Origin of the sequence: Chryseobacterium oranimense (assembly GCF_900129755.1) — a bacterium.
Taxonomy (GTDB): Bacteria; Bacteroidota; Bacteroidia; order Flavobacteriales; family Weeksellaceae; genus Chryseobacterium; species Chryseobacterium oranimense.
The window spans coordinates 215,142-238,824 of the sequence record NZ_FQWT01000003.1; the positions used below are offsets into that span (position 1 = coordinate 215,142).

General features: G+C 37.9%; 25 protein-coding genes. 16 read left to right on the top strand and 9 right to left on the bottom strand.

From position 1 onward, the window contains the following. The first annotated feature begins 210 nt into the window (after window positions 1-210). From BUB03_RS11600 to BUB03_RS11630, 7 genes are all read left to right on the top strand, one after another. A complete protein-coding gene (locus BUB03_RS11600; protein WP_040995219.1) occupies window positions 211-840 on the top strand; it encodes a porin family protein in 630 nt (209 codons plus the stop codon). A gap of 317 nt (window positions 841-1,157) precedes the next feature. Continuing rightward, window positions 1,158-1,844 carry a porin family protein gene (locus BUB03_RS11605; RefSeq protein ID WP_073063248.1) on the top strand — a complete coding sequence of 229 codons (687 nt, stop codon included), beginning with the start codon at window positions 1,158-1,160 and terminating at the stop codon, window positions 1,842-1,844. Window positions 1,845-2,001: 157 nt separating this feature from the next. Continuing rightward, window positions 2,002-3,030: an SDR family oxidoreductase gene (locus tag BUB03_RS11610; RefSeq protein ID WP_073063251.1), complete on the top strand. Its 1,029-nt coding sequence runs from the start codon at window positions 2,002-2,004 to the stop codon at window positions 3,028-3,030. 5 nt (window positions 3,031-3,035) lie between these two features. After that, window positions 3,036-3,236, top strand: a complete 201-nt coding sequence (locus BUB03_RS11615; protein WP_073063253.1) for a hypothetical protein — start codon at window positions 3,036-3,038, stop codon at window positions 3,234-3,236. Further along, window positions 3,236-4,366: an MBL fold metallo-hydrolase gene (locus tag BUB03_RS11620; protein ID WP_228417853.1), complete on the top strand. Its 1,131-nt coding sequence runs from the start codon at window positions 3,236-3,238 to the stop codon at window positions 4,364-4,366. The genes BUB03_RS11615 and BUB03_RS11620 overlap by 1 nt, the downstream gene beginning before the upstream one ends. Window positions 4,367-4,372: 6 nt before the next feature. Continuing rightward, window positions 4,373-5,167 carry a helix-turn-helix domain-containing protein gene (locus BUB03_RS11625; RefSeq protein ID WP_073063255.1) on the top strand — a complete coding sequence of 265 codons (795 nt, stop codon included), beginning with the start codon at window positions 4,373-4,375 and terminating at the stop codon, window positions 5,165-5,167. A gap of 278 nt (window positions 5,168-5,445) precedes the next feature. Then, window positions 5,446-6,168, top strand: a complete 723-nt coding sequence (locus BUB03_RS11630; RefSeq protein WP_073063767.1) for a porin family protein — start codon at window positions 5,446-5,448, stop codon at window positions 6,166-6,168. Between the two features lie 99 nt (window positions 6,169-6,267). Here the strand turns inward: BUB03_RS11630 and BUB03_RS11635 are convergent, their stop codons facing one another. From BUB03_RS11635 to BUB03_RS11660, 7 genes are all read right to left on the bottom strand, one after another. Next, window positions 6,268-7,215, bottom strand: a complete 948-nt coding sequence (locus tag BUB03_RS11635) for a glycerophosphodiester phosphodiesterase family protein (RefSeq protein WP_073063258.1) — start codon at window positions 7,213-7,215, stop codon at window positions 6,268-6,270. 242 nt (window positions 7,216-7,457) lie between these two features. After that, entirely contained in the window at window positions 7,458-8,957 is a 1,500-nt protein-coding gene (gene purF, locus BUB03_RS11640) for an amidophosphoribosyltransferase (RefSeq protein WP_073063261.1), read from the bottom strand. 110 nt (window positions 8,958-9,067) lie between these two features. Next, entirely contained in the window at window positions 9,068-9,787 is a 720-nt protein-coding gene (purC, locus tag BUB03_RS11645) for a phosphoribosylaminoimidazolesuccinocarboxamide synthase (protein WP_040995234.1), read from the bottom strand. Window positions 9,788-9,821: 34 nt separating this feature from the next. Further along, entirely contained in the window at window positions 9,822-10,517 is a 696-nt protein-coding gene (locus BUB03_RS11650) for a DUF3307 domain-containing protein (protein ID WP_073063264.1), read from the bottom strand. Window positions 10,518-10,519: 2 nt separating this feature from the next. Then, entirely contained in the window at window positions 10,520-11,125 is a 606-nt protein-coding gene (locus BUB03_RS11655; protein WP_040995238.1) for a SatD family protein, read from the bottom strand. A 314-nt stretch (window positions 11,126-11,439) separates the two neighbouring features. After that, on the bottom strand, window positions 11,440-12,051 hold the full coding sequence (locus BUB03_RS22090; protein ID WP_228417854.1) for a hypothetical protein: 612 nt from the start codon (window positions 12,049-12,051) through the stop codon (window positions 11,440-11,442). Then, window positions 11,996-13,219 carry an HNH endonuclease signature motif containing protein gene (locus BUB03_RS11660; protein WP_228417856.1) on the bottom strand — a complete coding sequence of 408 codons (1,224 nt, stop codon included), beginning with the start codon at window positions 13,217-13,219 and terminating at the stop codon, window positions 11,996-11,998. The genes BUB03_RS22090 and BUB03_RS11660 overlap by 56 nt, the downstream gene beginning before the upstream one ends. 193 nt (window positions 13,220-13,412) lie before the next feature. Between BUB03_RS11660 and BUB03_RS11665 the strand changes: the two genes are divergently transcribed. From BUB03_RS11665 to BUB03_RS11705, 9 genes are all read left to right on the top strand, one after another. After that, window positions 13,413-14,552 (top strand): acyl-CoA dehydrogenase family protein, encoded by a 1,140-nt coding sequence (locus BUB03_RS11665; protein WP_040995243.1) that lies wholly within the window; start codon window positions 13,413-13,415, stop codon window positions 14,550-14,552. Between the two features lie 17 nt (window positions 14,553-14,569). Beyond that, entirely contained in the window at window positions 14,570-15,067 is a 498-nt protein-coding gene (locus BUB03_RS11670; RefSeq protein WP_040995245.1) for a DinB family protein, read from the top strand. A 206-nt stretch (window positions 15,068-15,273) separates the two neighbouring features. Beyond that, window positions 15,274-18,204: a reprolysin-like metallopeptidase gene (locus BUB03_RS11675; RefSeq protein ID WP_073063266.1), complete on the top strand. Its 2,931-nt coding sequence runs from the start codon at window positions 15,274-15,276 to the stop codon at window positions 18,202-18,204. A 384-nt stretch (window positions 18,205-18,588) separates the two neighbouring features. Then, on the top strand, window positions 18,589-19,302 hold the full coding sequence (locus tag BUB03_RS11680; protein ID WP_073063268.1) for a glycohydrolase toxin TNT-related protein: 714 nt from the start codon (window positions 18,589-18,591) through the stop codon (window positions 19,300-19,302). Between the two features lie 10 nt (window positions 19,303-19,312). Further along, window positions 19,313-19,732: a hypothetical protein gene (locus BUB03_RS11685; protein ID WP_073063270.1), complete on the top strand. Its 420-nt coding sequence runs from the start codon at window positions 19,313-19,315 to the stop codon at window positions 19,730-19,732. Between the two features lie 270 nt (window positions 19,733-20,002). Continuing rightward, window positions 20,003-20,470, top strand: a complete 468-nt coding sequence (locus tag BUB03_RS11690) for a pyrophosphohydrolase domain-containing protein (protein ID WP_073063272.1) — start codon at window positions 20,003-20,005, stop codon at window positions 20,468-20,470. Window position 20,471: 1 nt separating this feature from the next. Continuing rightward, on the top strand, window positions 20,472-21,038 hold the full coding sequence (locus BUB03_RS11695) for a TlpA family protein disulfide reductase (protein ID WP_040995250.1): 567 nt from the start codon (window positions 20,472-20,474) through the stop codon (window positions 21,036-21,038). A 1-nt stretch (window position 21,039) separates the two neighbouring features. After that, complete coding sequence (locus BUB03_RS11700) at window positions 21,040-21,645, top strand: DUF4230 domain-containing protein (RefSeq protein ID WP_073063274.1); 606 nt, start codon at window positions 21,040-21,042, stop codon at window positions 21,643-21,645. Window positions 21,646-21,657: 12 nt separating this feature from the next. Further along, window positions 21,658-21,840: a hypothetical protein gene (locus tag BUB03_RS11705; protein ID WP_040995254.1), complete on the top strand. Its 183-nt coding sequence runs from the start codon at window positions 21,658-21,660 to the stop codon at window positions 21,838-21,840. 129 nt (window positions 21,841-21,969) lie between these two features. Here the strand turns inward: BUB03_RS11705 and leuB are convergent, their stop codons facing one another. Together leuB and leuD are read right to left on the bottom strand one after the other, a co-directional pair. Beyond that, on the bottom strand, window positions 21,970-23,094 hold the full coding sequence (gene leuB, locus BUB03_RS11710; RefSeq protein WP_073063276.1) for a 3-isopropylmalate dehydrogenase: 1,125 nt from the start codon (window positions 23,092-23,094) through the stop codon (window positions 21,970-21,972). Further along, window positions 23,075-23,680, bottom strand: a complete 606-nt coding sequence (gene leuD, locus BUB03_RS11715; RefSeq protein ID WP_073063279.1) for a 3-isopropylmalate dehydratase small subunit — start codon at window positions 23,678-23,680, stop codon at window positions 23,075-23,077. Before leuD ends, leuB begins: the two co-directional genes overlap by 20 nt. Window positions 23,681-23,683 lie beyond the last annotated feature (3 nt).

Consider the following 23,683-nt stretch of genomic DNA (forward strand, 5'->3'; position numbering starts at 1 on the left):
CAAACGTTTAGTTAAATTTGTAATTTACTGAATTACAAATATTTAAAATCTTGTTAATTTAAAAATTAAATCGAATTATTACTGACATTTGTCATGTTTTATGTTTTTGGCAAGCAATTTGAAAGATACTCTCCGTCAAACTCAATAGTAAGGTTTGACAGTAGTAAAATTTAAAATTAGAAAATAGTAAAATATTAAAAAATTAAAGTTATGAAAAAGTTAATTTTTGGATTAGCAGTAACTGCAAGTTCACTAGCTTTCGCTCAACAGACGCCATCATCTTCTTCTAACCCGGTAACATTTGGTGTTAAAGGTGGAATGAACGTATCTTCTCTTTCTAAAGACGAAGGTTTAGATGATCAGAAATCTAAGATCGGTTTCAACGCAGGTGTATTTGCGAATATTCCAATCGCTGAATCTTTCAGTGTTCAGCCGGAGGTATTATATTCTCAGTATGGATCAAAAGCAGATCAGACTATTTTTGGAACTAAATATTCTACATCTACTAAGTTAGATTACATTGCTGTACCAGTAATGTTCCAGTATAACTTAATTCCAAATCTTTATGTAGAAGCAGGTCCTGAATTCGGATTTTTGGTAAGTGCTAAAAACAAACTGAAAAACGAAAATAACGGAAACTCTACCACTTCTGACAATTACAAAGATCAATTACAAACATTCAACTTTGGTATCGGTCTTGGTGCAGGATATTACTTCACTCCTAACTTAGGAATTACAGCAAGATATGTAGCTGGGGTAACTGATATTTTCAAAGACAATTCTGGTGATGCTATTAGAAATAATACATTCCAGGTAGGATTAGCTTATAAATTCAAATAATAAGCTTTTAAATTCAGAAAACAAATTTTATATTCAATAAGAAAACCGGATTATTTATTAATCCGGTTTTTTTGTGATTTTTATTTTCAATTTGATGTTTTTTGGCAAGGAGTTTGCCTATAATGTGGTAGCTGAAAAACCTGATTTTATATGGTTCTACAGCAAAAAGTTTCTTCATATATAAATTGATTTCAATAGAAAAGGTCAGGTTTATTCATTTAAGCCTGACTTTTTCGCCTTTAATATGATTTTTGTCACTTTTATCCCTTTGGCGGGAATTTTGATAGAATGAGTGATCGTTTAAAAATTTAATAATCATGAAAAAACTAATTTTAGGTGTAGCATTTGCAGGAAGCCTGTTGGTGAATGCCCAGGAAAAAATGAAATCTTCTTCACCTGTTACTTTTGGGGTTAAAGCAGGTTTTAATGGCTCTACCCTTACAAAATCGTCCGGCGAATATGATAATAACACAAAATTAAAAGCAGGTTTTAATGCGGGCGTATTTGTAAATATTCCAATTGCAGAAAAATTCAGCATACAGCCTGAACTTCTTTTTAACCAGATAGGTTCAAAAGCAGAAGACAAATATGTTTTTCATTCAAACTACCAGACATTTACTCAGGAAAACAATTACAAATTAACTTTGAATTACATTGCTCTTCCTATAATGGTACAGTATAATATTCTTCCTCAGCTTTATGTAGAAGCAGGACCGGAATTCGGGCTTTTATTGGGCGGAAAATCCAAAGGAGAGTACAACTACTCAAATACTTACGAAAATATTACTACAACGGGTGGTGAGACCTATTCCAATAAGATCCCAATGGGGTTGTATAACAAGTTTAATTTCGGAATTGGTATTGGAGCAGGATATTATTTCACTCAGAATTTGGCTGCAACAGCTAGATTTACAGCGGGTATTACGGACATCATCAAGGACAATTCGGGAGATGCTATCAGAAACAATGTATTCCAGGTTGGCTTCGCTTACAAATTCAAATAATAATATATATATTTTCAACAGATGCCGGGCTCTCAGGAGTCTGGCATTTTTATTTTATCATGTTTGTAATCCTGAACTTTACAGCAAACAAAAATGGACTTTTTAACAAACTAACTCCTTTTTTCATTACAGAAATTTGTACCATAAAATTTTAATAATGGAAAATAAAGAAACAGTTTTGGTAACAGGCGGCTCCGGTTTTATAGCCTCCTATTGTATAATTACCCTGCTTAATAACGGGTACAAAGTAAAAGCAACACTCCGCTCACTGAAAAAAGCAGACCTTGTAAAACAAATGCTTAAAGAAGGTGGTATCACTTCCTTTGATGATTTATCATTCGCGGAAGCTGATCTTCAGAACGAATCAAGCTGGGAAAAAGCCGTTGAAGGTTGTCAGTATGTCATCCATGTAGCCTCCCCGACTCCCCATACCGATGCCAGAAAAGAAGATGATTTTGTAATTCCTGCAAAAAACGGGGTACTTTTTGTTTTAAAAGCTGCAAAACAGGCAGGTGTAAAAAGAGTTGTTCTTACATCAGCTTTCGGAGCGGTAGGATTTGGAACGTCAAAAGCAACTCCTTATACGGAAGAAGACTGGACGGTGCTTAATGACAGTGTATTTCCTTATCAAAAATCAAAGACAATTTCTGAAAAAGCAGCCTGGGATTTTATAAAAAATGAAGGAGCGGGAATGGAACTAGCTGTGGTAAACCCTACCGGAGTGCTGGGGCCTGTTCTGGCAGATGATTTTTCACATTCAATCCAAAATATCAAGCAAATGCTGAACGGCAATATGAAGGCCTGTCCTAAAATTGTTTCAGGATATGTTGATGTACGTGATGTTGCCGATCTTCATTATAAAGCTATGACACTGCCACAGGCAAACGGCCAGCGATTTATTGCCGTTGCCGGAGGAGGCTACTCATTATTGGATATTGCCGATATTCTGAGAAAAAATCTGGATGGCAAAGCGGCCAGAGTACCTTCTAAAGAATTACCCAATTGGTTTATCAAATTATTAGCTATATTTAATCCTAAACTGAAAGCCGTTGAACCTTATTTGGGTATGGTGAAAAAAGCAAGCAGTGAAAAAGCGATCATCATGCTGGGATGGAAGCCCCGTCCCGTTGAAGAAGCTGTATTAGCCACGGCAAACAGCCTGATCAAGATGGATTTAATAAAATAAACACAATGAAAACAGCAATTACCGGCACGACAGAATTGACCGGACAAGAAGTAATTTTGATAAGCCTGGAAAATCCGGCTAAATTATCTGCCAGAAAAAAAACATTAGCCTTTCGCAAAATGGGTCCGGGCATGGTCAATTGGATATCAAAGGGATGTAGCCGGTCAATTCCGGAAGTAAAAGATATTAAATTACAGGTACAATAATGAAACGGTCTCTGAAAATATTCAAAATAACAATGGTTGCTTTGCTGTGCATCATTGCTGTCTTAACTATTGCCACTTATTTTTATCTGAAACAACCTCAGTTCGGGGCATTGCCTGAAGGTAAAAGGATGGAAATGATAAAAAAATCGCCTCATTATAAAGACGGAAAATTTAGAAATTTCGTAGAGAAACCTATTATTTCTGAAGGTTACAGCTTCACCGGGGAAATATGGAAAGCCTTGACAAAAAAATATCCTCACACGGAACCCCAGGAAGCACTACCTTCAATAAAGACAAATCTGAAAGCGATTCCGGCTGACAGGAACGTTATTGTATGGTTCGGGCATTCTTCCTTCTTTTTACAGCTGGATGGTGTGAAAATCCTGGTTGATCCTGTATTTAGCGGAAATGCATCGCCATTGCCGGGAAGCGTGAAAGCCTATAAAGGGACTGACATTTATACTGCTGCCGATATGCCGGAGATCGATTATATGCTGCTTTCACATGACCATTATGATCATCTGGATTATGAAACGGCCAAAGCAATGCAGCCTAAGGTAAAACATGTGATCTGTGGTCTGGGGGCCGGTGCTCATTACGAAAAATGGGGTTATACTTCCCAACAGATCCTGGAAAAAGACTGGGGCGATAAAACACAGGTAAAACCAGGCTTTATCATTTATGCTGAAAGTACGCATCACGACGGAGGAAGGAATTTCACAAGTTCACAGGCTTTATGGCTGTCTTTTTATATACAGTCTTCGGCTATGAATATCTATTACAGCGGTGATGGAGGCTATACCGGCCGTTTTAAGGAAATTGCAGAAAAATATCCGCCTGTCGACTGGGCTGTCATGGAGTGCGGACAATACAACAAAGCGTGGCAGTCCGTACATGAACTGCCAGAAGAAGTTGCACTGGCAACCGTGGAATTAAAGGCTAAAAATCTATTACCTGTTCATCACTCCAAATTTACTTTAGCCAAGCATCCATGGAATGAACCTCTGAAACAGATCACTGCACTGTCAAAATCAAAGCCTTATCACCTTGCCACACCAATGATCGGAGAATTGGTAGATTTAGATAACAATTCACAGGTATTCAAACAATGGTGGAACGATGTAAAGTAACAGATCATGAAAATAACTGAAATAAAATCCTGCTTTGTAGGCCCCTTAATTTCACCTGAACAATTTATAGCAGAGCATTTTTTCCTGTTTCTGGCAAAAGGTGAAATGAACGGGTATGACGGCAACAAACATTACAAGCTTACACCCGGGGAAAGCTGTATTATCCGTAAAAACAGGCTGGCCCGATACAACAAGGTAAAAGATAATAATGAGTTTGAGAAGGTGATTTTTATTTTTGATGAAGCTTTTCTTAAGAGTTTTCAGAAAAAACACAATATTCTTTTTCAGAATTATGATTCAGATGACGCTTTTATAAGGCTTAAAAGAGACCAGCTTATAGAAAGTTTTCTGCTTTCTCTGGAGCCTTATTACCAAAATTCAGGAAGTATCGATAAAACATTTTCCGATGTAAAAAGAGAAGAATTATTACTCATCCTTTTACAACTCCATCCGGCACTTTCTGATGTCCTTTTTGATTTTGGTATTCCTGGGCGTCTGGATCTGGAGAAATTTATGCAGCAAAATTACAAATTCAATGTAAGTATGGAGCGGTTTGCATTTCTTACAGGGCGCAGCCTGTCTGCTTTTAAAAGGGATTTCAAAACCATTTTTAATGAAACCCCGAACCGCTGGCTTATAAAACGCAGACTGCAGGAAGCAAGATTCCTGATTGAAGAAAAAAAGCTAAGGCCAACGGATATCTATATGGATCTGGGGTTTGAAGATTTGTCTCATTTTTCATTTGCTTTTAAGAAAGAATTTGGCATCACAACAACTGAAATTTCAGGTAAATACCATTAAAATCTCTATTTATTTATTCATTTTTTCACAGGATTTAATTCCATATCGAATTGTCAACATAAAATCAATTTACTTCAAAATCATGATTAAAAATCAAATTTTCATAATATAATTTTTCATAAAAAACAGTTAAAAGTACTATTAAAGCAATCCTAAAAACCATCACAAAACCCCTTACAGTAAGGGTTTTCAGAGTTTGGCAAGCATTTTGCAAAATAAATCAAGTCTGATTGAAAAATCGGATGAGAAGTAAAATAGTAAAATTAAAAAATAAAATTATGAAGAAGTTATTTCTAGGGTTGGCAGTTACTGCTGGCATGATGACGTTCGCTCAGGAAATACAAACACAAGAAACGAAAACAGTAAACCCGGAACCCGTTAAAAAAGAAAAACAACCTATCAGATTTGGTATTAAAGCAGGAGGAAACTCTTCTTACTTCAGTGAGCAGAAATTAAGCCTTAATAACCAGAAAATCGGATTTCATGCAGGAGTTTTAGTTAATATTCCACTTTCTCAGAAATTCAGCTTACAGCCGGAGGTTTTGTATAACCAGTTAGGGGCAAGAAATGTAATTTCCTCTACGGATGTAACCACTGGTGATACGAACATTAAGACTAAAAGCGATTACAAAACAACCATGAACTATATTTCTGTTCCTTTAATGGTGCAGATGAGACCTACAGAAAGATTTTATGTAGAAGCCGGACCTGAATTCAGTTATTTCATCAACGGGAAAAACTCAGGAAACAGCACTATTTCTACAACGACGGGAGGAGTTACAACTACTCAGTCTGTAACTAATTCTGAGGACATCAATAAGGACGATATTAACAAGTTTAATTTAGGTCTTGGTTTAGGTCTTGGATATGATATTACTGATAACATTGGTATCAATGCAAGATATATCAACAGTCTTACTGATATGAGAAATCATAAGCCTGAAGGTACTGAACCTCTTAACCACAGAACGTTTCAGTTAGGCCTGAATTATAAATTCTAACAATACCAACCAATTTTTTAACCGAAATGCAGATTTACTGCATGGTATAAAATAGCCGGAAGATTTTCTTCCGGCTATTTATATTGATCAGGACAGGTATTATTCAAATATTCTCGGATCATCACTAATGACACCGTCTATCCCTATATCCTTTAATTCTTTCAATCGCTCTTTGGTATTCACTGTCCATGGTATAACTTTCATTCCCAATGCATGACATTCTTTTACAAGTTCCGGAGTAACCAGCCTATGGTCCGGACTGTAAATAGTTGGAGTAAAACTCAGGAATTTTAAATCTCCGGCTACCCCATTCAAATGGTCCGGGTATTCCCTGAATTTAGCTACAGGGATGTTTTCGAAATGATTCATCTGCTGTGCGAGCTTTTTATCATCCACTTTTTCTACCAGCAAGGCAGTCATGACCCGCGGATATTCCTTATGAATAATTTCCAGAGTCCTGGGATCAAACGACTGGATAATCACACGGTTCTGAATTCCTTTTTCAACAATAATTTTCATCATCATATCTACAAATTCCTTAGGTTCAGGGTGAAATATATTATCTGAAAACGGACGTGTCTTTGTTTCTATGTTATAAAAAGGCAAGGGTCTTTTCAGTTCGCGGGCGTAAGCTTCACATGCATCGATTACTTCTGAAAAAAGAGGCTTCTGTGCCTTCATTTTCTTTTGGTCAGGATAATTGTTAAGTTTTTTTAACCCTACGTCAAATGTCCGGATCTTTGCATAAGACATGTCATAGATTTTATAATAGAAACCTGAATCTTTCGGAATATAAGTTCCATCCGGCTTTGTTACCAGTTCAGGGGAAAGAAAAGCATCATGAGAAAGAATTACTTTTTTGTCCTTCGTGATAGCCAGATCCATTTCCAGGGTTGTAACATTCATTTTTAAAGCATTTTTCATGGCCGGAACCGTATTTTCGGGGTATAAGGATTTTCCTCCGCGATGTGCCTGTTTATCGAAAGACTGGGAAGAATATAATTGGGCAAATACGAGAAAAATACCCGTTAAAAAAACTTTTTCCATATCCTGAAGTTATATTGTGCAAAATTAGAATTTGCTCTTCTGTTGTATGATACAGGAATGTTAAGCTTTTGATATATTTATGATAAGTGAGAAGCTGAAAGAAGAATCATGGAAAATGACATCGGACGGTTAATTGCTTATTAATCAAATTTTAACGGATAAAATTATCTTATAACAAGTTCATAAAAACAAAAGACCCGGCTTTATAAAAAGCCGGGCCTATTTATTTCAAATTGACAGAATTAATTGAACAATTCTATCTCCTCTCCTTTTTCTACAGGATATTCTTCTGTAAAGCATCCGAAGCAGTGGTTGGAAGACCCTAAAATCTCTTTAAGGTTGTCTGTGCTTAAAAATTCCAATGAATCCACACCCAGGTAATCTCTAAGCTGCTCTGTGGTCATGTTAGCCGAAATAAGATCATCTTTTGAAGGCGTATCAATACCTAAATAGCAAGGCGCAATGATAGGTGGAGAAACGCTTCTGAAATGGATCTCTTTTACGCCCGCATCTTTCAGAATTTTCACCAATCGCTTGGAAGTGGTTCCTCTTACGATAGAATCATCGATGATCACTACTCTTTTGTCTTTAATCTCGGAAATAATCGGGTTAAGCTTAAGATTTACTACTCTTTCTCTCATTTCCTGTGTAGGAACAATGAAGCTTCTTCCGATATACCTGTTTTTGATCAGAACCGGACGGAAAGGGATTCCTGAAGCTTTAGAGAAGCCTATGGCAGCCGGAACTCCTGAATCAGGAACGCCAATTACCACATCAGCATCTACAGGTGCCTGTTCCCATATTTTCTCACCGGATTTCTCCCTGATCTCATATACATTGATGTTTTCTAAGGTAGAGTCCGGTCTGGCAAAATAAATATATTCGAAAGAACAGATCCTCTGCTTTCCTTTTTCTTCATTCACCATATAGGAATTAAGTTTTCCGGGTTCGTTTTCATTGGTATAAATGATCTCTCCCGGAAGGATGTCGCGAACATACTGAGCTCCTACAGCATCAAGAGCAACAGATTCGGAGGCCACAACGTAAGAATTCTCGTTGATTGCTCCTAAAACCAAAGGTCTGATTCCGTTGAAATCTCTGAATGCAAAGAATTTATTTCTTGTCATTCCCACCACCGAATAGGCTCCTTCAATTTTCTCCATTGTTGCTTTGATTGCTCCACGAAGGCCCAAATCAAGATTTTTCTGGATTAATCTTAAAATAACCTCAGAATCGGAAGTAGCTCTGAAAACTACGCCTTCAGCTTCCAATTCGGCTTTTAATTCTTTTGCATTGGTAAGGTTACCGTTATGCGCTATAGAAAGAATAATCTGGTCATATTCGTTTTTCGCGAAAAATGGCTGGAAATTATACTTCTTTTTGTCTCCTGCAGTGGTATAACGTGTATGCCCGATTGCAGAATTTCCCATAAAAGTTTCAGGATCAGAGATCTCTTTATAAACATCCAAAACCAAACCTTCATCTTTCATATTGGTGATTTTCCCGTCCTTTAAAACAGAAATACCACATGCTTCCTGGCCCCTGTGCTGTAATGCAAAAAGCCCGAACTGTGAAAGAGAAAACGTATCCAGATCATCATCAGAATACATTCCGAAGATACCGCACTCCTCATTCGGAGCGTCCAGTCTCTCTTCTTCCTGCGTTCTGAAAAGATTCCTTCCGTAGGTTTGAGTTTCAAATTGTTTTAAATATTCACTTTTATGAATTTCTAAACTTTTCATTTCTATTTTTTCTAATCTAGATTTTATTTTGATAGATTTTTAAATTAGATGAAAAATTAAATATTATGTTAAATAAAAAAACTTAACATCTAATTTTTTATCTAAAAATCTTACTTCTGAAGAAGCGCTTTAAGACGGTTATAGATTTCCACATAAGCCTCGGTAACTTCACCCAGGTCTCTTCTGAATCTGTCTTTATCAAGCTTTTTCATGGTATCTTTATCCCAAAGTCTGCAGGTATCAGGAGAAATTTCGTCGGCAAGGATAATTTCGCCGTCTGCCGTTTTTCCTAATTCAATTTTGAAATCAACAAGGATGATATTCATTTTATCAAAAAGATCGATAAGGATTTCGTTGATATCAGAGGTAAGCTCATACATTTCATCAAGCTCTTCATAAGTGGCTGCTCCTAAGAAAACAGCATGGTGATCATTGATAAGCGGATCTCCCAACTCGTCTTTTTTGTAGCAGATATCGAAGATGGTAACCGGAGATTTAATTCCTTCCTCCACTCCTAGTCTTTGAGCCATACTTCCTGCAGAATAGTTTCTTACAACCATTTCCAGTGGAATGATGGATACTTTTTTTACCAGTTGCTCTCTTTCGTTCAATTGTTTAATGAAATGAGTTTTAATCCCTTTTTCATTTAAATATTCGAAAATAAGAGTGGTGATGGCGTTGTTCATTTCACCTTTCAGATCCACAGATCCTCTTTTCTGAGCATTAAATGCTGTAGCGTCGTCTTTGAAACGTACCACCACTTCGTTAGGATTATCGGTAGCAAATACCTGTTTTGCCTTACCTTCGTACAACATTTCTTTCTTTTCCATTTCTAAATTCGTATTAGTTAGATTTATTTTATAATTACTTAATTAAAATTCCTGTTAAAACCGCCAATCCGAAACTCAGGAGCGTACCGATCAGTACATATTCCGTCAGTTTCCGCTGTTTGGCCTGTGCCAGATCACTGAATCTGAAAACCGATTTGGCAGCCACCATAAAGCCTACTCCTTCCCAGTGATTCACCATAATAAAAGTGAAAACAAGAAGGCGTTCCAAAATTCCTATATATTTTCCGGCACTCGAAAGAGATTCGGTCTGTAAACTGCTTTGGGTCTCCGGAACCGGAGTCCATGAAGACAATAGTATCCTGATGAAAATTGAAGCCGGCGTCGTAAGGAACAATGCAGCCATCACTACTTTTAAAACTTCCTGATTCTGCAGGAATTCAAAACTGAATTCCTTGTAATAGAATGAAATTCCGGCAATCACAAGAATATGCAGCAGCTGATCAATAAAAAACCATCTTTTTTTATTTTTTACAGTCTGGAAGATCAGTTTTGAAGCATCAATAATAAAATGAGTACCCCCGACAAGCAATGCAACCCACCACAGATCTATATTCCATAGAAAAATGAAACTTAAAACGATATGGATCAGCACGTGAAGGTATAAATACGGGCTTTTCAGTTTACGACGCTCCTTATCTGCAACCCATGAATTTGGCTGAAGAATAAAATCCCCGAGTAAATGTGCCAATATGAGTTTAATAAAGATCATGCTTACAGTTCTGAGATTTTCTTTTTAAAATACTGGTTGGTTTCTACGATAAGGTCGTAGTTGGCGCGTTTCAGTCTCTGGCTTACAGAGGACTGTGAAATAGCAAATTTCTTGGCGAGATCTTCCTGTGTGATATCCCGGTTCATGATCATTTCATGGATGATTTCTGCGGTAGCTACCGTCCAGCTGTCAAAATCCTTTGAAGACCATTTCAGAAGGATATTCAAATCCCTGTCTACAGCTTCATTTGAGGTTTTTATCGAAACGGTGTGGCCGTCACTTTTCAGGTCATTCAGCAGCCTTCCGGAATACACGTAAGCTGTTCCGTTGGATTCGGTGATTTTTTCAGAGGAAAAATTTTCCTCCCCGATGCCTATGGCAATTCTCACATCTAAATTTTCCTGACTTCTTATAAGGGACTTAATGGCTAGGAAACGCCAGAATACTTCATCTATATTGCATTTGAACTGAAATTCGTCTCCTCTGTAGATTTCCCATGCGAGCGGTGAACTTCCCCAGTTTTCCAGGAGATTCTTGAGTCTGGTGATCCAAACTTCTGTGTCTGCATGCTGTGAATTTATAATATCACCGGTTATGACCGCTATCATTGTGCAAATATAAGCATAATTACTTATAAATAAAAAATATAAGCAGAAACACTTATAGATATTGATTATTAGTGAATCTGCTTATATCAATGATGCGTTGTTCAGGCGAAAATGCTGACAAAAACGACTTTTTCTTTTATGTCATTGCGAGCGCAGCGAAGCAATCCCAAACACTTCTTTACATTAAGCAAGTAAAAGATTGCTTCGCTACGCTCGCAATGACGGTTTGTTTATTTCTTGATAAACTGATAGGTTTTATCATCAAGCTTTAGAAGATATACGTCAGATGAAAGGTCCTGTACCGAAATATTATTCTAGTTTTTAAAAGGATTCTGTTCAGAATAGATCAATTTTCCGGAAAAGTCTAAAACCTGAGCTGATTTTACACTTTCAGCCTTACCACTCACAAAAATATTGTCATAGGCCGGATTAGGGTAAATTTTAATTTCATTTCCCGCTAAAATAACATCTGAAGCAGAAAGGGTTCCTAAATTCTGACAGTAATTAACCCCGTACGAATCCCACTCACCAATATTAAATGTTGCATTAGGTTGCGTAACGGTATTTTTTCTGTAAAGGGAAACATCTCCGTATGAATTACTTACAAACTTGCTTCCTATAGCATCTACTGTTGTTGATTTATAGGTTAACTCTACGTACTGGGTTCCTGAAAAAGTCAAGGCATCACCTGCTGTAAGGAATCGTGCATCATTGTTGGTGTAACATGATAAGGCAGATTTAGGATTCAGGACCACGAAAGTTTCGTTGTTGGGCACCTTTCCTTCAAGTTCAAAACTGTTTCCGAAATAATAAGAATCGGAGGTGCTGTTATAATATTGTACCCGTATGCTGTAGTTGTTTAAATCTACTTCATGCCCTGTCTTGTTTACAATTTTCCAAAGCTTTGTTATTACCCGTTCCTTCAATGTATTTAACGATAAAAAGATCTTTTGAATTTGTATCTGCAGCTGTTGTTGATACCGTAATTGCATTGCTGTCAGGGGACTGCAGGTAACCCTGATCATACGCTTTCACTGTAAACGGATAAGAGGTGGAAGGTACCAGATGATCAATAACTATGGATGTAGATTTTGTTGTGGCTACAAGAGTCCCGTTCTGATAAATATTATACCCTATAACATCTGAACTTGTGCTTGGCGACCATGCTAGATTGGTATAATAAGCTCCGGATTGGGTAGAATTTAAGTTTAAAGGAGCCTGTGGTGCCACAGCATCAGGCGTCTGGACCCAGATAGCATTCACCCATTGAGGGTTATCAATAAAAGGATTCCTGTTTCTCTGAATGGCATATATGGCATTATTCCGGTCAATTTCCCTTTGAGATACAGGGTCCTGAACGTGCCACTGCAGAAGCATCGAAATATAAGCCGGATCAAAAGCCCGTTCTGCGGTTCCGTCAAGAGGAGACCTGTCTATCGCAGGATTAATATTCGTGGAGTAATTAAACGATGGCAATTTACCTTCATATCTTACCGCGAAATAAAGCAGCATTCTCGCAATATCTCCTTTAAATTCATTAACAGGCTCATAGACCCTGTTGGTATAAACATAATTAGGAATAGCGCTATTTGCAATTTTAGATGAATTTGTGAAAGTATAATGAACCGTGGAATTCCCAACACCGTAAGGATAATTATTTCTAAGCTGGTTGATTCTGGCATCCGTAGGAATCACAAAATGCAGGTCAGAATACATGGGATAATCACTGTTAAAGGTGCTCTGCGGAACAGCATGTTCCCTGTTGAAGCCCAGCCCTTCGGCTCCCGAAGTACTTATTAAATTGGCCGATGTATATTCGTAAGCATCCGCTCCGCCAGGAATTTCCGAATAAATATCAAGTAATATCGTCGTATTACCCGGCCCATGATCATAATACTTATCTAAATCCGTCTGATTATAAAAATTAGGAAGGTCACCGTAATGCCAGTTCACATTCTTTTCAGAAATAATATCATGCAGTTTCGACTTCAGTGCATAGCCTGTAAGTCCGGTCGTTCCGTCATAGTATCCTGCCGGAGCCTGGGCAGAAACAAATGATGCAATTAAAATAATAGGCAGTAAAAATTTTTTCATTCCTTAAAAATTGGGTGGCTAAAATAGTAAATTAAAACACTTAAAGTTCTGAAATTTTTATTAAAAAATCATTAATTGTTAAAATATAAAAAATTGATTATTAAAATCTTGCGTATTTGCCACCCCAAGCTGAATAATTATTTTTGGCTTTCCATCAATTTAATTATCTTTGGGAACTAACTATTTTATCTATATGAACACAGAGACTATTGACAACATTAAAATGATAGCAGAAACAGCAAGAGAATTTGCTGAAAAAAATATCAGACCGAATATTATGGAATGGGACGAAAGCCAGACGTTTCCAAAAGATCTTTTTCACCAGCTGGGAGAAATGGGATTTATGGGAATTGTAGTTCCTGAGCAGTACGGAGGTTCCGGTTTAGGCTATCATGAATATGTTACTATTCTGGACGAAATATCTCAGGTAGATCCGTCTATTGGTCTTTCTGTAGCTGCACACAACTCACTGTGCACCAACCATATTTATGAGTTCGGAAATGAAGACCAGAGAAATAAATGGCTTCCGCAGCTTGCTTCAGGAAAAGTGATCGGAGCATGGGGGCTTACGGAGCACAATACAGGTTCCGATTCAGGAGGCATGTCTACCACTGCTGTTAAAGACGGTGACGAATGGGTCATTAACGGGGCTAAAAACTTTATCACTCATGCTATTTCCGGAGATATTGCTGTGGTAATGACAAGAACAGGTGAAATAGGAGCCAAAAACAACTCCACAGCTTTCGTTTTGGAAAAAGGAATGCCAGGTTTTACTTCCGGAAAAAAAGAAAACAAACTGGGAATGCGTGCTTCTGAAACTGCTGAACTTATTTTCGATAATGTTCGTGTACCGGATTCTCACCGTTTAGGAGAGGTGGGCGAAGGTTTTAAACAGGCAATGAAAATCCTGGACGGAGGAAGAATTTCTATCGCAGCTTTAAGTTTAGGCACAGCAAGAGGAGCTTATAAAGCGGCTTTAAAATATGCTAAAGAAAGACACCAGTTCGGAAAAGCAATTGCTGAATTCCAGGCTATCAACTTTATGCTTGCCGATATGGCCACTGAAATTGATGCAGCTGAACTTCTGATCCAAAGAGCTTCAACCCTGAAGAATGCCAAGCAAAAAATGACTAAAGAAGGCGCTATGGCAAAATTATATGCTTCTGAAGCATGCGTAAGAATTTCCAACAATGCCGTTCAGATTTTCGGAGGTTACGGATATACCAAGGACTTCCCTGCTGAAAAATTCTACAGAGATTCCAAATTATGTACGATCGGTGAAGGAACTTCAGAAATCCAGAGACTTGTAATAGGAAGAGACATTACAAAATAATTCAAATACATACACAAATGATTAAACAAGCCCTCTTAGGTGAATTTCTGTATGAAGCAGAAAGCACAAGAAAACTGTTAAAAGCGATCCCGGATAGTGCTTTGAACTGGAAACCTTCTGAAAAGAACTGGACTACCGGCCAATTAGCTTCTCACATTGCAGAAGTATATAACTGGTATGAAGCAACTTTCAATCAGGATGTTTTCGATATGGGAACCTATCAGTATGATAAAGGTGATATTTCCAAAGCTGAAAATATTGTAGCAAAATTTGAAGAAAATGTAGCCAAGGCACAGAAAGTTATAGAAAATTCAAATGAAGACCACTATTTTAACGAATGGAAAATGGAAATGGGTGGAAACCCACTTTTCCCTCCTATGCCGAAGATCCAGGTGATCCGTTCTTTTTTATACAATCACTTATACCACCACAGAGGTGAGCTGATTGTTTATCTGAGAGCAACAGGGAATAACGTACCTGGCTTATACGGACCTACGGCTGACGACCAGATGTAATAATTTAGACTTATATTAAGATAAGTAAATAGCATACGTATTTTGCGTGTGCTATTTTCTTTTTTTGAGATAATACATTTTAAATTATATTCAATGCATTGCATAATAAACTGAACAGATGTTCTAAAAATTTCTTAAATAATTTTGTTTTTCGTAATAAATTTTTTATTAGCTTTGATATTCCACAATCAAAAATAAAATTTCATATGAAAAAACAATTATCCATGATTGGGATGCTTCTTATTACAGGCATCTCTTTCGCGCAGACTGACCGTCTCTGGAGTGAAGGTTCAAAAAAAGCACCTTCAAACGTTTTTGAAAACAAAACCCAAATCAACAATCCGAAAATCTACAGCTTAGATTTTGAAGGACTGAAAAACGCTCTCGCCAAGGCCCCGAAAAGACTTGCTCCGGGAGAAAAATCAGAGATTATCATTTCTTTTCCCAATTCTGAAGGGAAAATGGAAAACTTTAAAGTAAGAGAAAATTCAAACTTTGACCCTCAGCTTGCCGCGAAGTATCCGGATATCAAATCTTATGTAGGCGAAGGCCTTAGCGATTCTAATTCAACTGTGTATTTCAGCACCTCTTCCCTTGGTCTTTCTTCCATGGAGATCTATGGAGATAAATCTGCAGTGTTTATCGAGCCTTACACCAAAGACCTTTCTTCTTATGTAGTATATAGAAAGTCCGACAAAAAAGATGATCTTAGCAAATTCGAATGTACCGTTATCGACGTAGCCCAAAAAGGAGTGTCCAACAATACCCTTGCTGCCAGGCCCAATGCAGATGATGCCAAGCTGAGAACATTCAGGCTTGCCCTTTCAACTACCGGGGAATATACAACGTATTTTGGAGGCACCAAAGCAAATGCCCTTGCCGCCATCAACAATACAATGACCCGTGTAAATGGTGTTTTTGAAAAAGATTTTGCAGCAAGAATGGTTCTGATCGCCAACAATGATGCTGTAATTTATACCAACGCTTCTACAGACCCATATTCTCCCGCTTCAGGAATGAGCAACTGGAATTCACAGCTTCAGAGCACCCTTACTTCTGTGATCGGAGAAGCCAATTATGACATCGGGCATTTATTCGGTGCTTCCGGAGGAGGCGGAAATGCAGGATGTATCGGCTGTATCTGTACAAACGGATCAAAAGGAAGCGGATATACTTCACCGGCAGACGCTATTCCATCAGGAGATAATTTTGATATTGATTATGTTGCCCACGAAATGGGCCATCAGTTTGGAGGAAATCACACCTTCTCTATGAACAATGAAGGAACCGGCGCGAATATGGAACCGGGCTCAGGATCAACCATTATGGGGTATGCAGGAATTACCTCTCAGGATATCCAGCCTCATTCCGATGCATTTTTCCATGCGATAAGCATCCAGCAGATCACCAATAATATTAAAGCAAAAACATGTCCGGTAAGCACTTCAACAGGAAATGCCATTCCTACAGCCAATGCCGGTCTTGACTATACGATTCCTAAAGGCACACCTTTCATGCTTACAGGAACAGGAACTGACGCCAACGGAGATTCATTAACCTATATCTGGGAACAGATGGACAACGCTTCATCATCCCAAACCGGAGCAAGCTCAGCAGCCAGTGCTACCAAAGCATCAGGTCCAACTTTCAGATCATGGACTCCTACAACTTCTCCAACAAGATATTTCCCCAAAATGTCATCTATCTTAGCAGGAGCTACAACTACAGCGGGATCAGAGATCACAGTTGAGGCACTTTCCAACGTTGCAAGATCATTAAATTTCAGATTTACAGTACGTGATAACAGAGCCGGAGGTTCAGGAAATAATTCCGACGATGCTTTAATTACAGTAAACGGAACAGCAGGACCTTTCAGTGTTTCTTCACAGAACTCCGCAACTACCTATACGGGAGGAACCTCACAAACCGTAACATGGAATGTAGCAGGAACAACTGCTAATGGCGTGAATGCTGCCAATGTAGACATTTTATGGTCAACAGACAGTGGAAATACATGGACTACCCTTCTTGCAGGAACTCCAAACGATGGAACACAGGCCGTAACGATTCCAAATTCATCTACAACAACAGGAAGAATTATGGTAAAAGGCTCAAACCATATCTTCTTTGATGTGAACAATGCCAATATTACAGTGAATGCAGGCAGCGGAGGTACGGATACCGTAGCACCTACAGCTCCTACCCTTGCAGCTTCCGGAACTACAGCCACTAGCACTAATCTTTCCTGGAGTGGAGCTACAGATAATGTAGGCGTTACAGGTTACGATGTGTATCAGGGTACTTCATTAATTGGTTCTACAGCATCTACAACATATACAGTAACAAGCTTAACACCTGCAACTACTTACAGCTTCACTGTTAAGTCTAAAGATGCAGCAGGAAACGTTTCTCCTTCAAGCAATACAGTGAGCGTTACCACCCTTTCAGGAGGTACGGTAACTTACTGCTCTTCTTCTGCGAGCAATACAGCAGATGAAAGAATCGGAAATGTGAAATTCGGAACCATCAATAATACTTCAACAGGAACAGCAGGTTATGAGAACTTCACTTCAGTTTCTACGAATGTAACAAGAGGAAGCGCTTATACCATTTCGATAACTCCAACATGGACTTCAACGGTTTACAGCGAAGCTTACGCGGTATATATTGATTATAACGGTGACGGCGACTTTACAGACAGCGGAGAGCTTGCCTGGTCCAAAGCAGGTTCCACAACAACCCCTGTAACCGGAAGTATTACTATCCCTGCAACTGCCACTGTTGGCTCTACAAGAATGAGAGTAATGATGAAATACAGCTCCGTACCTACTTCTTCATGTGAGGCCTATACTTATGGACAGGTTGAGGATTATACCCTGAATATTGTTTCTTCAGGAAGAGGAGAACTTACAGATATCAAGGATCTGATCACTGATATCAAGTTGTATCCAAACCCGGCAAGAGATGTATTACATATTTCAAACACGACATCAGAAGAGTATAAAATCTTCGATATGGGTGGAAAACTAATCAATTCAGGAAAACTTGAAAGAGGCAGCGTTAATGTAAGCGGACTTATCAAAGGCGCTTATATGATCCAGGTTGGAGAAACTGCCAAGAGATTTATTAAAAATTAATAACCATTCAGTAAACACTTTGGAAGACTGCCTTCGGGCAGTCTTTTTTTATGTCTATGATTTTAAAACATTAACGGACATTTATAATACAAATAAAACTCTAAAAACAGAATATAAATAATTAAAATTCAATTGTAATTACTTATTTAAACAAAATTTATTAAGATTTAAAATTTTTAATTTAAATTTATCATTCAGATTTCTTTGTACCGTTACTGATCGGGCTTGATAGAACTGATAATTGTGCCCTCAGCTCATACCATATAAGCCTCTCAACTGAATTTTTATTTTTTAAATGGTCTGCAATAAAAAAATTGTCGGAGCAAGTTTATTTCATAAAAAACAATACCCAAAGCTTAAAAAAATAACCATAAAACTTTTACCATGAAACATTTATTCAAGTACCTTTTTTTAGTAACAACTCTATTATTTTCAGTTGCCTGTAGTTCAGACAATGAAGAAACCGAAAATCCCACGGGAGTCGTTACCCATGTGTTTTATAAAAATGCAGATGAATTCGCCTTAACCTATGATCCGGCCGGAACTGTAAGCCAGGCCATCAGAAATCAAGCGTTTGATTTATACAAACAGGGAAAATGGAGCGAGCTGGAAGCACTTTTCAATGCCAACAATCTTAATGGTGGATGGCCTCCTGCCAACGGCGGATACAATATCGTTGATGATGTTCCGTTTCAGGCAGGCCAAAAATTCGACAGGTATAGCGGAGCTGTTGGCAGCTATGACGGAACGGGTGTCCCTACTTTAGGGGGAAGCTTCACAAGCCCGATCATCAATGGATATGTGTATACTTTCTCCCAAAGAGCATTAAACCAACCCGAGAATAAATATGATTTCTATTACGAAATAGATGTTTTGAATAATTTACTACCTTTCAAATCTCAAACGGCAGATGTAATTCCCTGGTTTAATCAGATCGGCGGAGGAAAGCAGACGATGTGGAAAATCCCGATTGATGTGGCAACAGGTTATCAGAAAACATGGAATAAACTGGCCCAGGAAGGATATGTAAGGATTACCATTAAAAAAAGCCCTAGCGGAAAATACAATAATCAGGTAGGAACAGTGATTCAGCAATAAATAAACTCAGATGTATTCAATATTTAAAAAAATAAAACTCATCAGGCAGGCAGCCCTTGCCAAAAACCATTTCAGCAATGATGAAATCGTCCCGGCAGCTGTAACCCAATTCATATGTTGTGATTGCGGTCAGGAGAATTCCGTTAAAATCTTTCCTTATGAATCCGGCTTCCCTATTTTTCAGATTTACGATGAAGACAAAGTCCTATCTAGAAATGAGTTATTAGAAAACAAAATCGTTACTGAAACCTCCCGTAGAATATCATATCTCGGAGAGTTAACGGTAAATGATTTACCTACTTTATATTTTGGAACGGACTGTCAAAATTGTTACTCAAAATACTTCTGCGTATTCAGTTATGGGGAATGGCAGCCGGGATTGACACTTTTAAAAATTTCCGGTGTCTGGGAATATGAAGAATTGGAATAATCTGCTTACATTCTTAAACCATTAAGAAAGATGAAGAGATTAAAGTAAGTTAAGAAAAATCAAGATGTTTTTTTTTAATACATTCATAATAAAAACTGCAAAGTTCATCTTATCCTTAAAAATTTAAAATAAAATCCACGGTTCAGGCTGTGGATTTTCGTTACAAAGCTTTTCCACTAAAAATTAGTCAGATTTTTACGGGACAGATATGTAGGTGCATGCCAAAATTTTCAAAATCGTTTTCTATCTTTGCTGTAAATAATAAAATTCATGGATAAAATTGATAGTCTGAACCAGGTAGCAGAATTCCACACCACTTTTAAAGCCCCTATTTTAGATACCCCACAAATTCCTTCTCAGGAAAGATGTAACCTTAGAGTTGAACTTTTACAGGAAGAATTAAACGAGCTGAAGCAGGCCATTGCCGATAATGATATTGTAGAAATTGCTGACGCCCTGTGTGATCTTCAGTATGTTTTAAGCGGAGCTGTACTGGAATTCGGACTTGGCAATAAATTTGTAGAGCTATTTAACGAAGTACAGCGTTCCAATATGTCTAAAGCATGCGATAATGCAGAACAGGCAGAGGAAACTGTAGCATTTTATAAAGAAAAGGAAGTAGAATCTTTTTATGAAAAATCGGGAGAGAAATTTAACGTCTACAGAAAAGCAGACCATAAAGTTCTTAAAAACAAGTACTATTCTCCTGCAGATTTAAAAACAATTATCGAAAAATAATATGAAGAAATTTATTACTAATATTGTTGCCGTTTCAAGCCTTGTCCTGGCTTCCCAGCAGTTCAGCGCCCAAAAGGTCGTGATGAACCGCGAGGTAGAAACTCAGAATGACGGTAAAATGCTGTTAGGGAACCAATATAAAGAACAGTTCCTGAAAGCTCCGTATGCAGACTGGTACGTGAAAGAGCACGATGAGTATGCCATTGATCAGAAAGCCATCGGTGAACTGAAAAAAGCCAAATTCAATACTTATTCTCTGGTCGTTTTTATGGGAACATGGTGTGAAGACAGCCACAGGGATTTCCCTAGGCTAATGAAAATCCTGGAAGAACTTAAATATCCTGATAATAAACTGACAATCATTGCCGTAAACCGCAAAAAGGAATCCCCTACCGGAGATGAGGTACGCTATAACATCCAGAAAGTCCCTACCATTATTGTTGAAAGATATGGAAAAGAGATCGGAAGGATCATAGAAATGCCTACCACCGGATATATTGAAAGGGATCTGGTTGAAATCATGAAAAAAGACGACAGTTCTGTAATCAAAGAAATTTTTAACAAATAAATTGAGAAATTACAAAGTAATCATATCATTTGCAGCGGGAATTCTCGTTATGCTCATCCTGTTCTTCGGGCTCAAATCATGTTTAAATCTTGGCGGAAAGACGGAAAAGTCAGATTATTATATTCTGACCAACCAGATCTCTAAAATGAATAAGATGGTAGTTATGGAGCAGGATATTTCCAGCATGCAGAAAACCAAAATGGGCTATGAGGTGTTTGGAAAAGAAGTTTCAAACAACAGCATTATTACCTACACCCAAACCAATGCCCAGGTTTCTTATGATCTTAATAAAATGAAGATAGAAGTAGATTCCATCAACAAAAAATTAGTGATCACCGAACTGCCTGATGCGGAAATAAGAATTACCCCAAGCGTTGAAATCCAGTCACTGGATGATTCCTTTTTTAACAGGATTTCTGAAAAAGACATTAAAAATGTAACCCAAAAAGCCAAGGAAACGGCGATACAGTCCGTTAACCAGAACCAACTTAGAACTGAAGGTCGCAAACAATTATTGGAAAATCTCAATAATATTTTCGTTTTGGCAAAAGCTTTGGATTATACCATAGAAGATGAAACCGGCAAGCTCGGTGTTTTAGGACTCTAAAAATATAACGCTATGGATTCAAAAGACAACAAAAAGAAAGAATCTGCCAACAGTGCAGAAACAAAAAAGCAGAATGAAGATTTTCAGAACATTCCTGCTTCATCAGAAAAAAGCAATCCCCCTGATATTGATAAAGAAGATGTCCAGAAATCTTCAAAAAACAAATCAGGAAAAACGGATAATACCAAAAAATAGAAGGTTCTGTCTCATACGAGGCAGAATTTTTTTTTTGTAAAATCTTAAGCAGATAAAAACGAAAGATTCCATCCCAACGGAACAGAACCTTTCTAACTAATCTATTATTTATGTGAACTTTATTTGTAACTATACGATTGTAGATTTACCAATCTTGATATTTTCGAAATTGTAATAAGACTTTTCAGAATATTTAATGTAATCTGCAATAAAACTTCCTACTTCGCTCGTGGAATAATGCTGCTCCGAATTAAGATCCACAGTAACATACCTGTTCTCAATAGCATGCTCCACTGCCCTTCTCAATTTATCTGCTGCTTCGGGAAGCTCAAGATAATCAAGCATCATCGCTGTACTGAGGATAGATGCAACAGGGTTGGCAATCCCCTTCCCTTTTGCCTGAGGATAAGAACCATGAATAGGTTCAAACAAAGCATTTTCCTCGCCTATCGATGCCGATGGTAAAAGCCCGATGGAACCTCCGATAACACTTGCTTCATCGGAAATAATATCCCCGAACATATTCTCTGTCAGGATCACATCAAACTGTTTTGGATTCAGAACCAGCTGCATGGCTGCATTGTCTACAAATATATAATCCAGCTGTACATCAGGGTATTGCGGGGCAATTTTCTGGCAGGTTTTTCTCCAAAGTCTTGAAGTATCCAGAACATTAGCTTTATCAATTAGAGTAAGCTTTTTTCTTCTTTTTTGAGCTTCCTTAAAAGCCATATGGGCAATAGGAATAATCTCTTCTGTACTGTATTTACATACATCGTAAGCATATTTACCATCCGGATCTGTAAATTTTTCACCAAAATAAATACCGCTTACCAGCTCCCGGAAGATCTGGATATCCGTTCCTTCAATAATTTCTCTTTTCAGCGGACTTTTATCAATAAGTGAAGCATAGGTCTTCAGAGGCCGGATATTGGCATACAGTCCCAGTTCTTTCCGAAGTTTCAGCAGCCCCTGTTCAGGTCTTACCTTTGCTTCAGGGTTATTATCGAAAACAGGATCTCCAATCGCCCCAAAAAGGACAGCATCCGAGTCTTTACAGATCCTCAATGTTTCTTCAGGAAGAGGGTCTCCGGTTTTAAAAATGGCTTCAGCACCCATTAATCCATAGGAAAACTTGAACTGGCATTGAAAAACTTCTGCCACAGCATCCAAAACTTTAATACTTTCGCCGACCACTTCCGGCCCGATCCCGTCTCCGGGCAAAACTGCTATTTTAAAATAACTGCTGCTCATACTTTTGTGTTTTTTGTTCGAATTGTTGTATTGCCTCTTTTTTGCTGATTAAATAATCGATATCGTCATAACCGTTTAGCAGGCATATTTTTTTATAAGAATCAAGTTCAAAGGTCTCGGTTGTATCTTTAAAGCTTACAGACTGTAATTCCACATCAATGGCAATTTCATTATCAGGATTTTCATGAATGCCTTCCAGAATTTCTTTTAAGAATTCTTCGGAAACTTTTACAGGGAGAAGCCCGTTATTCAGGGCGTTTCCTCTAAAAATATCAGCAAAATAGCTTGATATGATTACTTTAAAGCCATAATCCGTTAAAGACCAGGCGGCATGTTCACGGCTGCTTCCACAACCGAAATTATTTCCCGCAACAAGAATTTCACCACTGAATTTACGATTGTTCAAAACAAAATCCGGATTCGGCTCTCCTGTATGAATATTGAACCTCCAGTCCCTGAACAGGTTCTCTCCAAAACCTTTTCTGTCTATACTTTTAAGGAATCTTGCCGGAATAATCTGGTCTGTATCTATATTTTCTGCCGGCAGCGGTACTGCGCGGGATTTTAAAACAACTAATTTTTGCATGTA

What these genes read in the sequence shown, in the direction of transcription:
- BUB03_RS11600 (WP_040995219.1), top strand. Translation starts at nt 211, where the DNA reads ATGAAAAAGTTAATTTTTGGATTAGCAGTAACTGCAAGTTCACTAGCT.
- BUB03_RS11605 (WP_073063248.1), top strand. Translation starts at nt 1,158, where the DNA reads ATGAAAAAACTAATTTTAGGTGTAGCATTTGCAGGAAGCCTGTTGGTG.
- BUB03_RS11610 (WP_073063251.1), top strand. Translation starts at nt 2,002, where the DNA reads ATGGAAAATAAAGAAACAGTTTTGGTAACAGGCGGCTCCGGTTTTATA.
- BUB03_RS11615 (WP_073063253.1), top strand. Translation starts at nt 3,036, where the DNA reads ATGAAAACAGCAATTACCGGCACGACAGAATTGACCGGACAAGAAGTA.
- BUB03_RS11620 (WP_228417853.1), top strand. Translation starts at nt 3,236, where the DNA reads ATGAAACGGTCTCTGAAAATATTCAAAATAACAATGGTTGCTTTGCTG.
- BUB03_RS11625 (WP_073063255.1), top strand. Translation starts at nt 4,373, where the DNA reads ATGAAAATAACTGAAATAAAATCCTGCTTTGTAGGCCCCTTAATTTCA.
- BUB03_RS11630 (WP_073063767.1), top strand. Translation starts at nt 5,446, where the DNA reads ATGAAGAAGTTATTTCTAGGGTTGGCAGTTACTGCTGGCATGATGACG.
- BUB03_RS11635 (WP_073063258.1), bottom strand. Translation starts at nt 7,215, where the DNA reads ATGGAAAAAGTTTTTTTAACGGGTATTTTTCTCGTATTTGCCCAATTA.
- purF (WP_073063261.1), bottom strand. Translation starts at nt 8,957, where the DNA reads ATGAAAAGTTTAGAAATTCATAAAAGTGAATATTTAAAACAATTTGAA.
- purC (WP_040995234.1), bottom strand. Translation starts at nt 9,787, where the DNA reads ATGGAAAAGAAAGAAATGTTGTACGAAGGTAAGGCAAAACAGGTATTT.
- BUB03_RS11650 (WP_073063264.1), bottom strand. Translation starts at nt 10,517, where the DNA reads ATGATCTTTATTAAACTCATATTGGCACATTTACTCGGGGATTTTATT.
- BUB03_RS11655 (WP_040995238.1), bottom strand. Translation starts at nt 11,125, where the DNA reads ATGATAGCGGTCATAACCGGTGATATTATAAATTCACAGCATGCAGAC.
- BUB03_RS11660 (WP_228417856.1), bottom strand. Translation starts at nt 13,219, where the DNA reads ATGAAAAAATTTTTACTGCCTATTATTTTAATTGCATCATTTGTTTCT.
- BUB03_RS11665 (WP_040995243.1), top strand. Translation starts at nt 13,413, where the DNA reads ATGAACACAGAGACTATTGACAACATTAAAATGATAGCAGAAACAGCA.
- BUB03_RS11670 (WP_040995245.1), top strand. Translation starts at nt 14,570, where the DNA reads ATGATTAAACAAGCCCTCTTAGGTGAATTTCTGTATGAAGCAGAAAGC.
- BUB03_RS11675 (WP_073063266.1), top strand. Translation starts at nt 15,274, where the DNA reads ATGAAAAAACAATTATCCATGATTGGGATGCTTCTTATTACAGGCATC.
- BUB03_RS11680 (WP_073063268.1), top strand. Translation starts at nt 18,589, where the DNA reads ATGAAACATTTATTCAAGTACCTTTTTTTAGTAACAACTCTATTATTT.
- BUB03_RS11685 (WP_073063270.1), top strand. Translation starts at nt 19,313, where the DNA reads ATGTATTCAATATTTAAAAAAATAAAACTCATCAGGCAGGCAGCCCTT.
- BUB03_RS11690 (WP_073063272.1), top strand. Translation starts at nt 20,003, where the DNA reads ATGGATAAAATTGATAGTCTGAACCAGGTAGCAGAATTCCACACCACT.
- BUB03_RS11695 (WP_040995250.1), top strand. Translation starts at nt 20,472, where the DNA reads ATGAAGAAATTTATTACTAATATTGTTGCCGTTTCAAGCCTTGTCCTG.
- BUB03_RS11705 (WP_040995254.1), top strand. Translation starts at nt 21,658, where the DNA reads ATGGATTCAAAAGACAACAAAAAGAAAGAATCTGCCAACAGTGCAGAA.
- leuB (WP_073063276.1), bottom strand. Translation starts at nt 23,094, where the DNA reads ATGAGCAGCAGTTATTTTAAAATAGCAGTTTTGCCCGGAGACGGGATC.
- leuD (WP_073063279.1), bottom strand. Translation starts at nt 23,680, where the DNA reads ATGCAAAAATTAGTTGTTTTAAAATCCCGCGCAGTACCGCTGCCGGCA.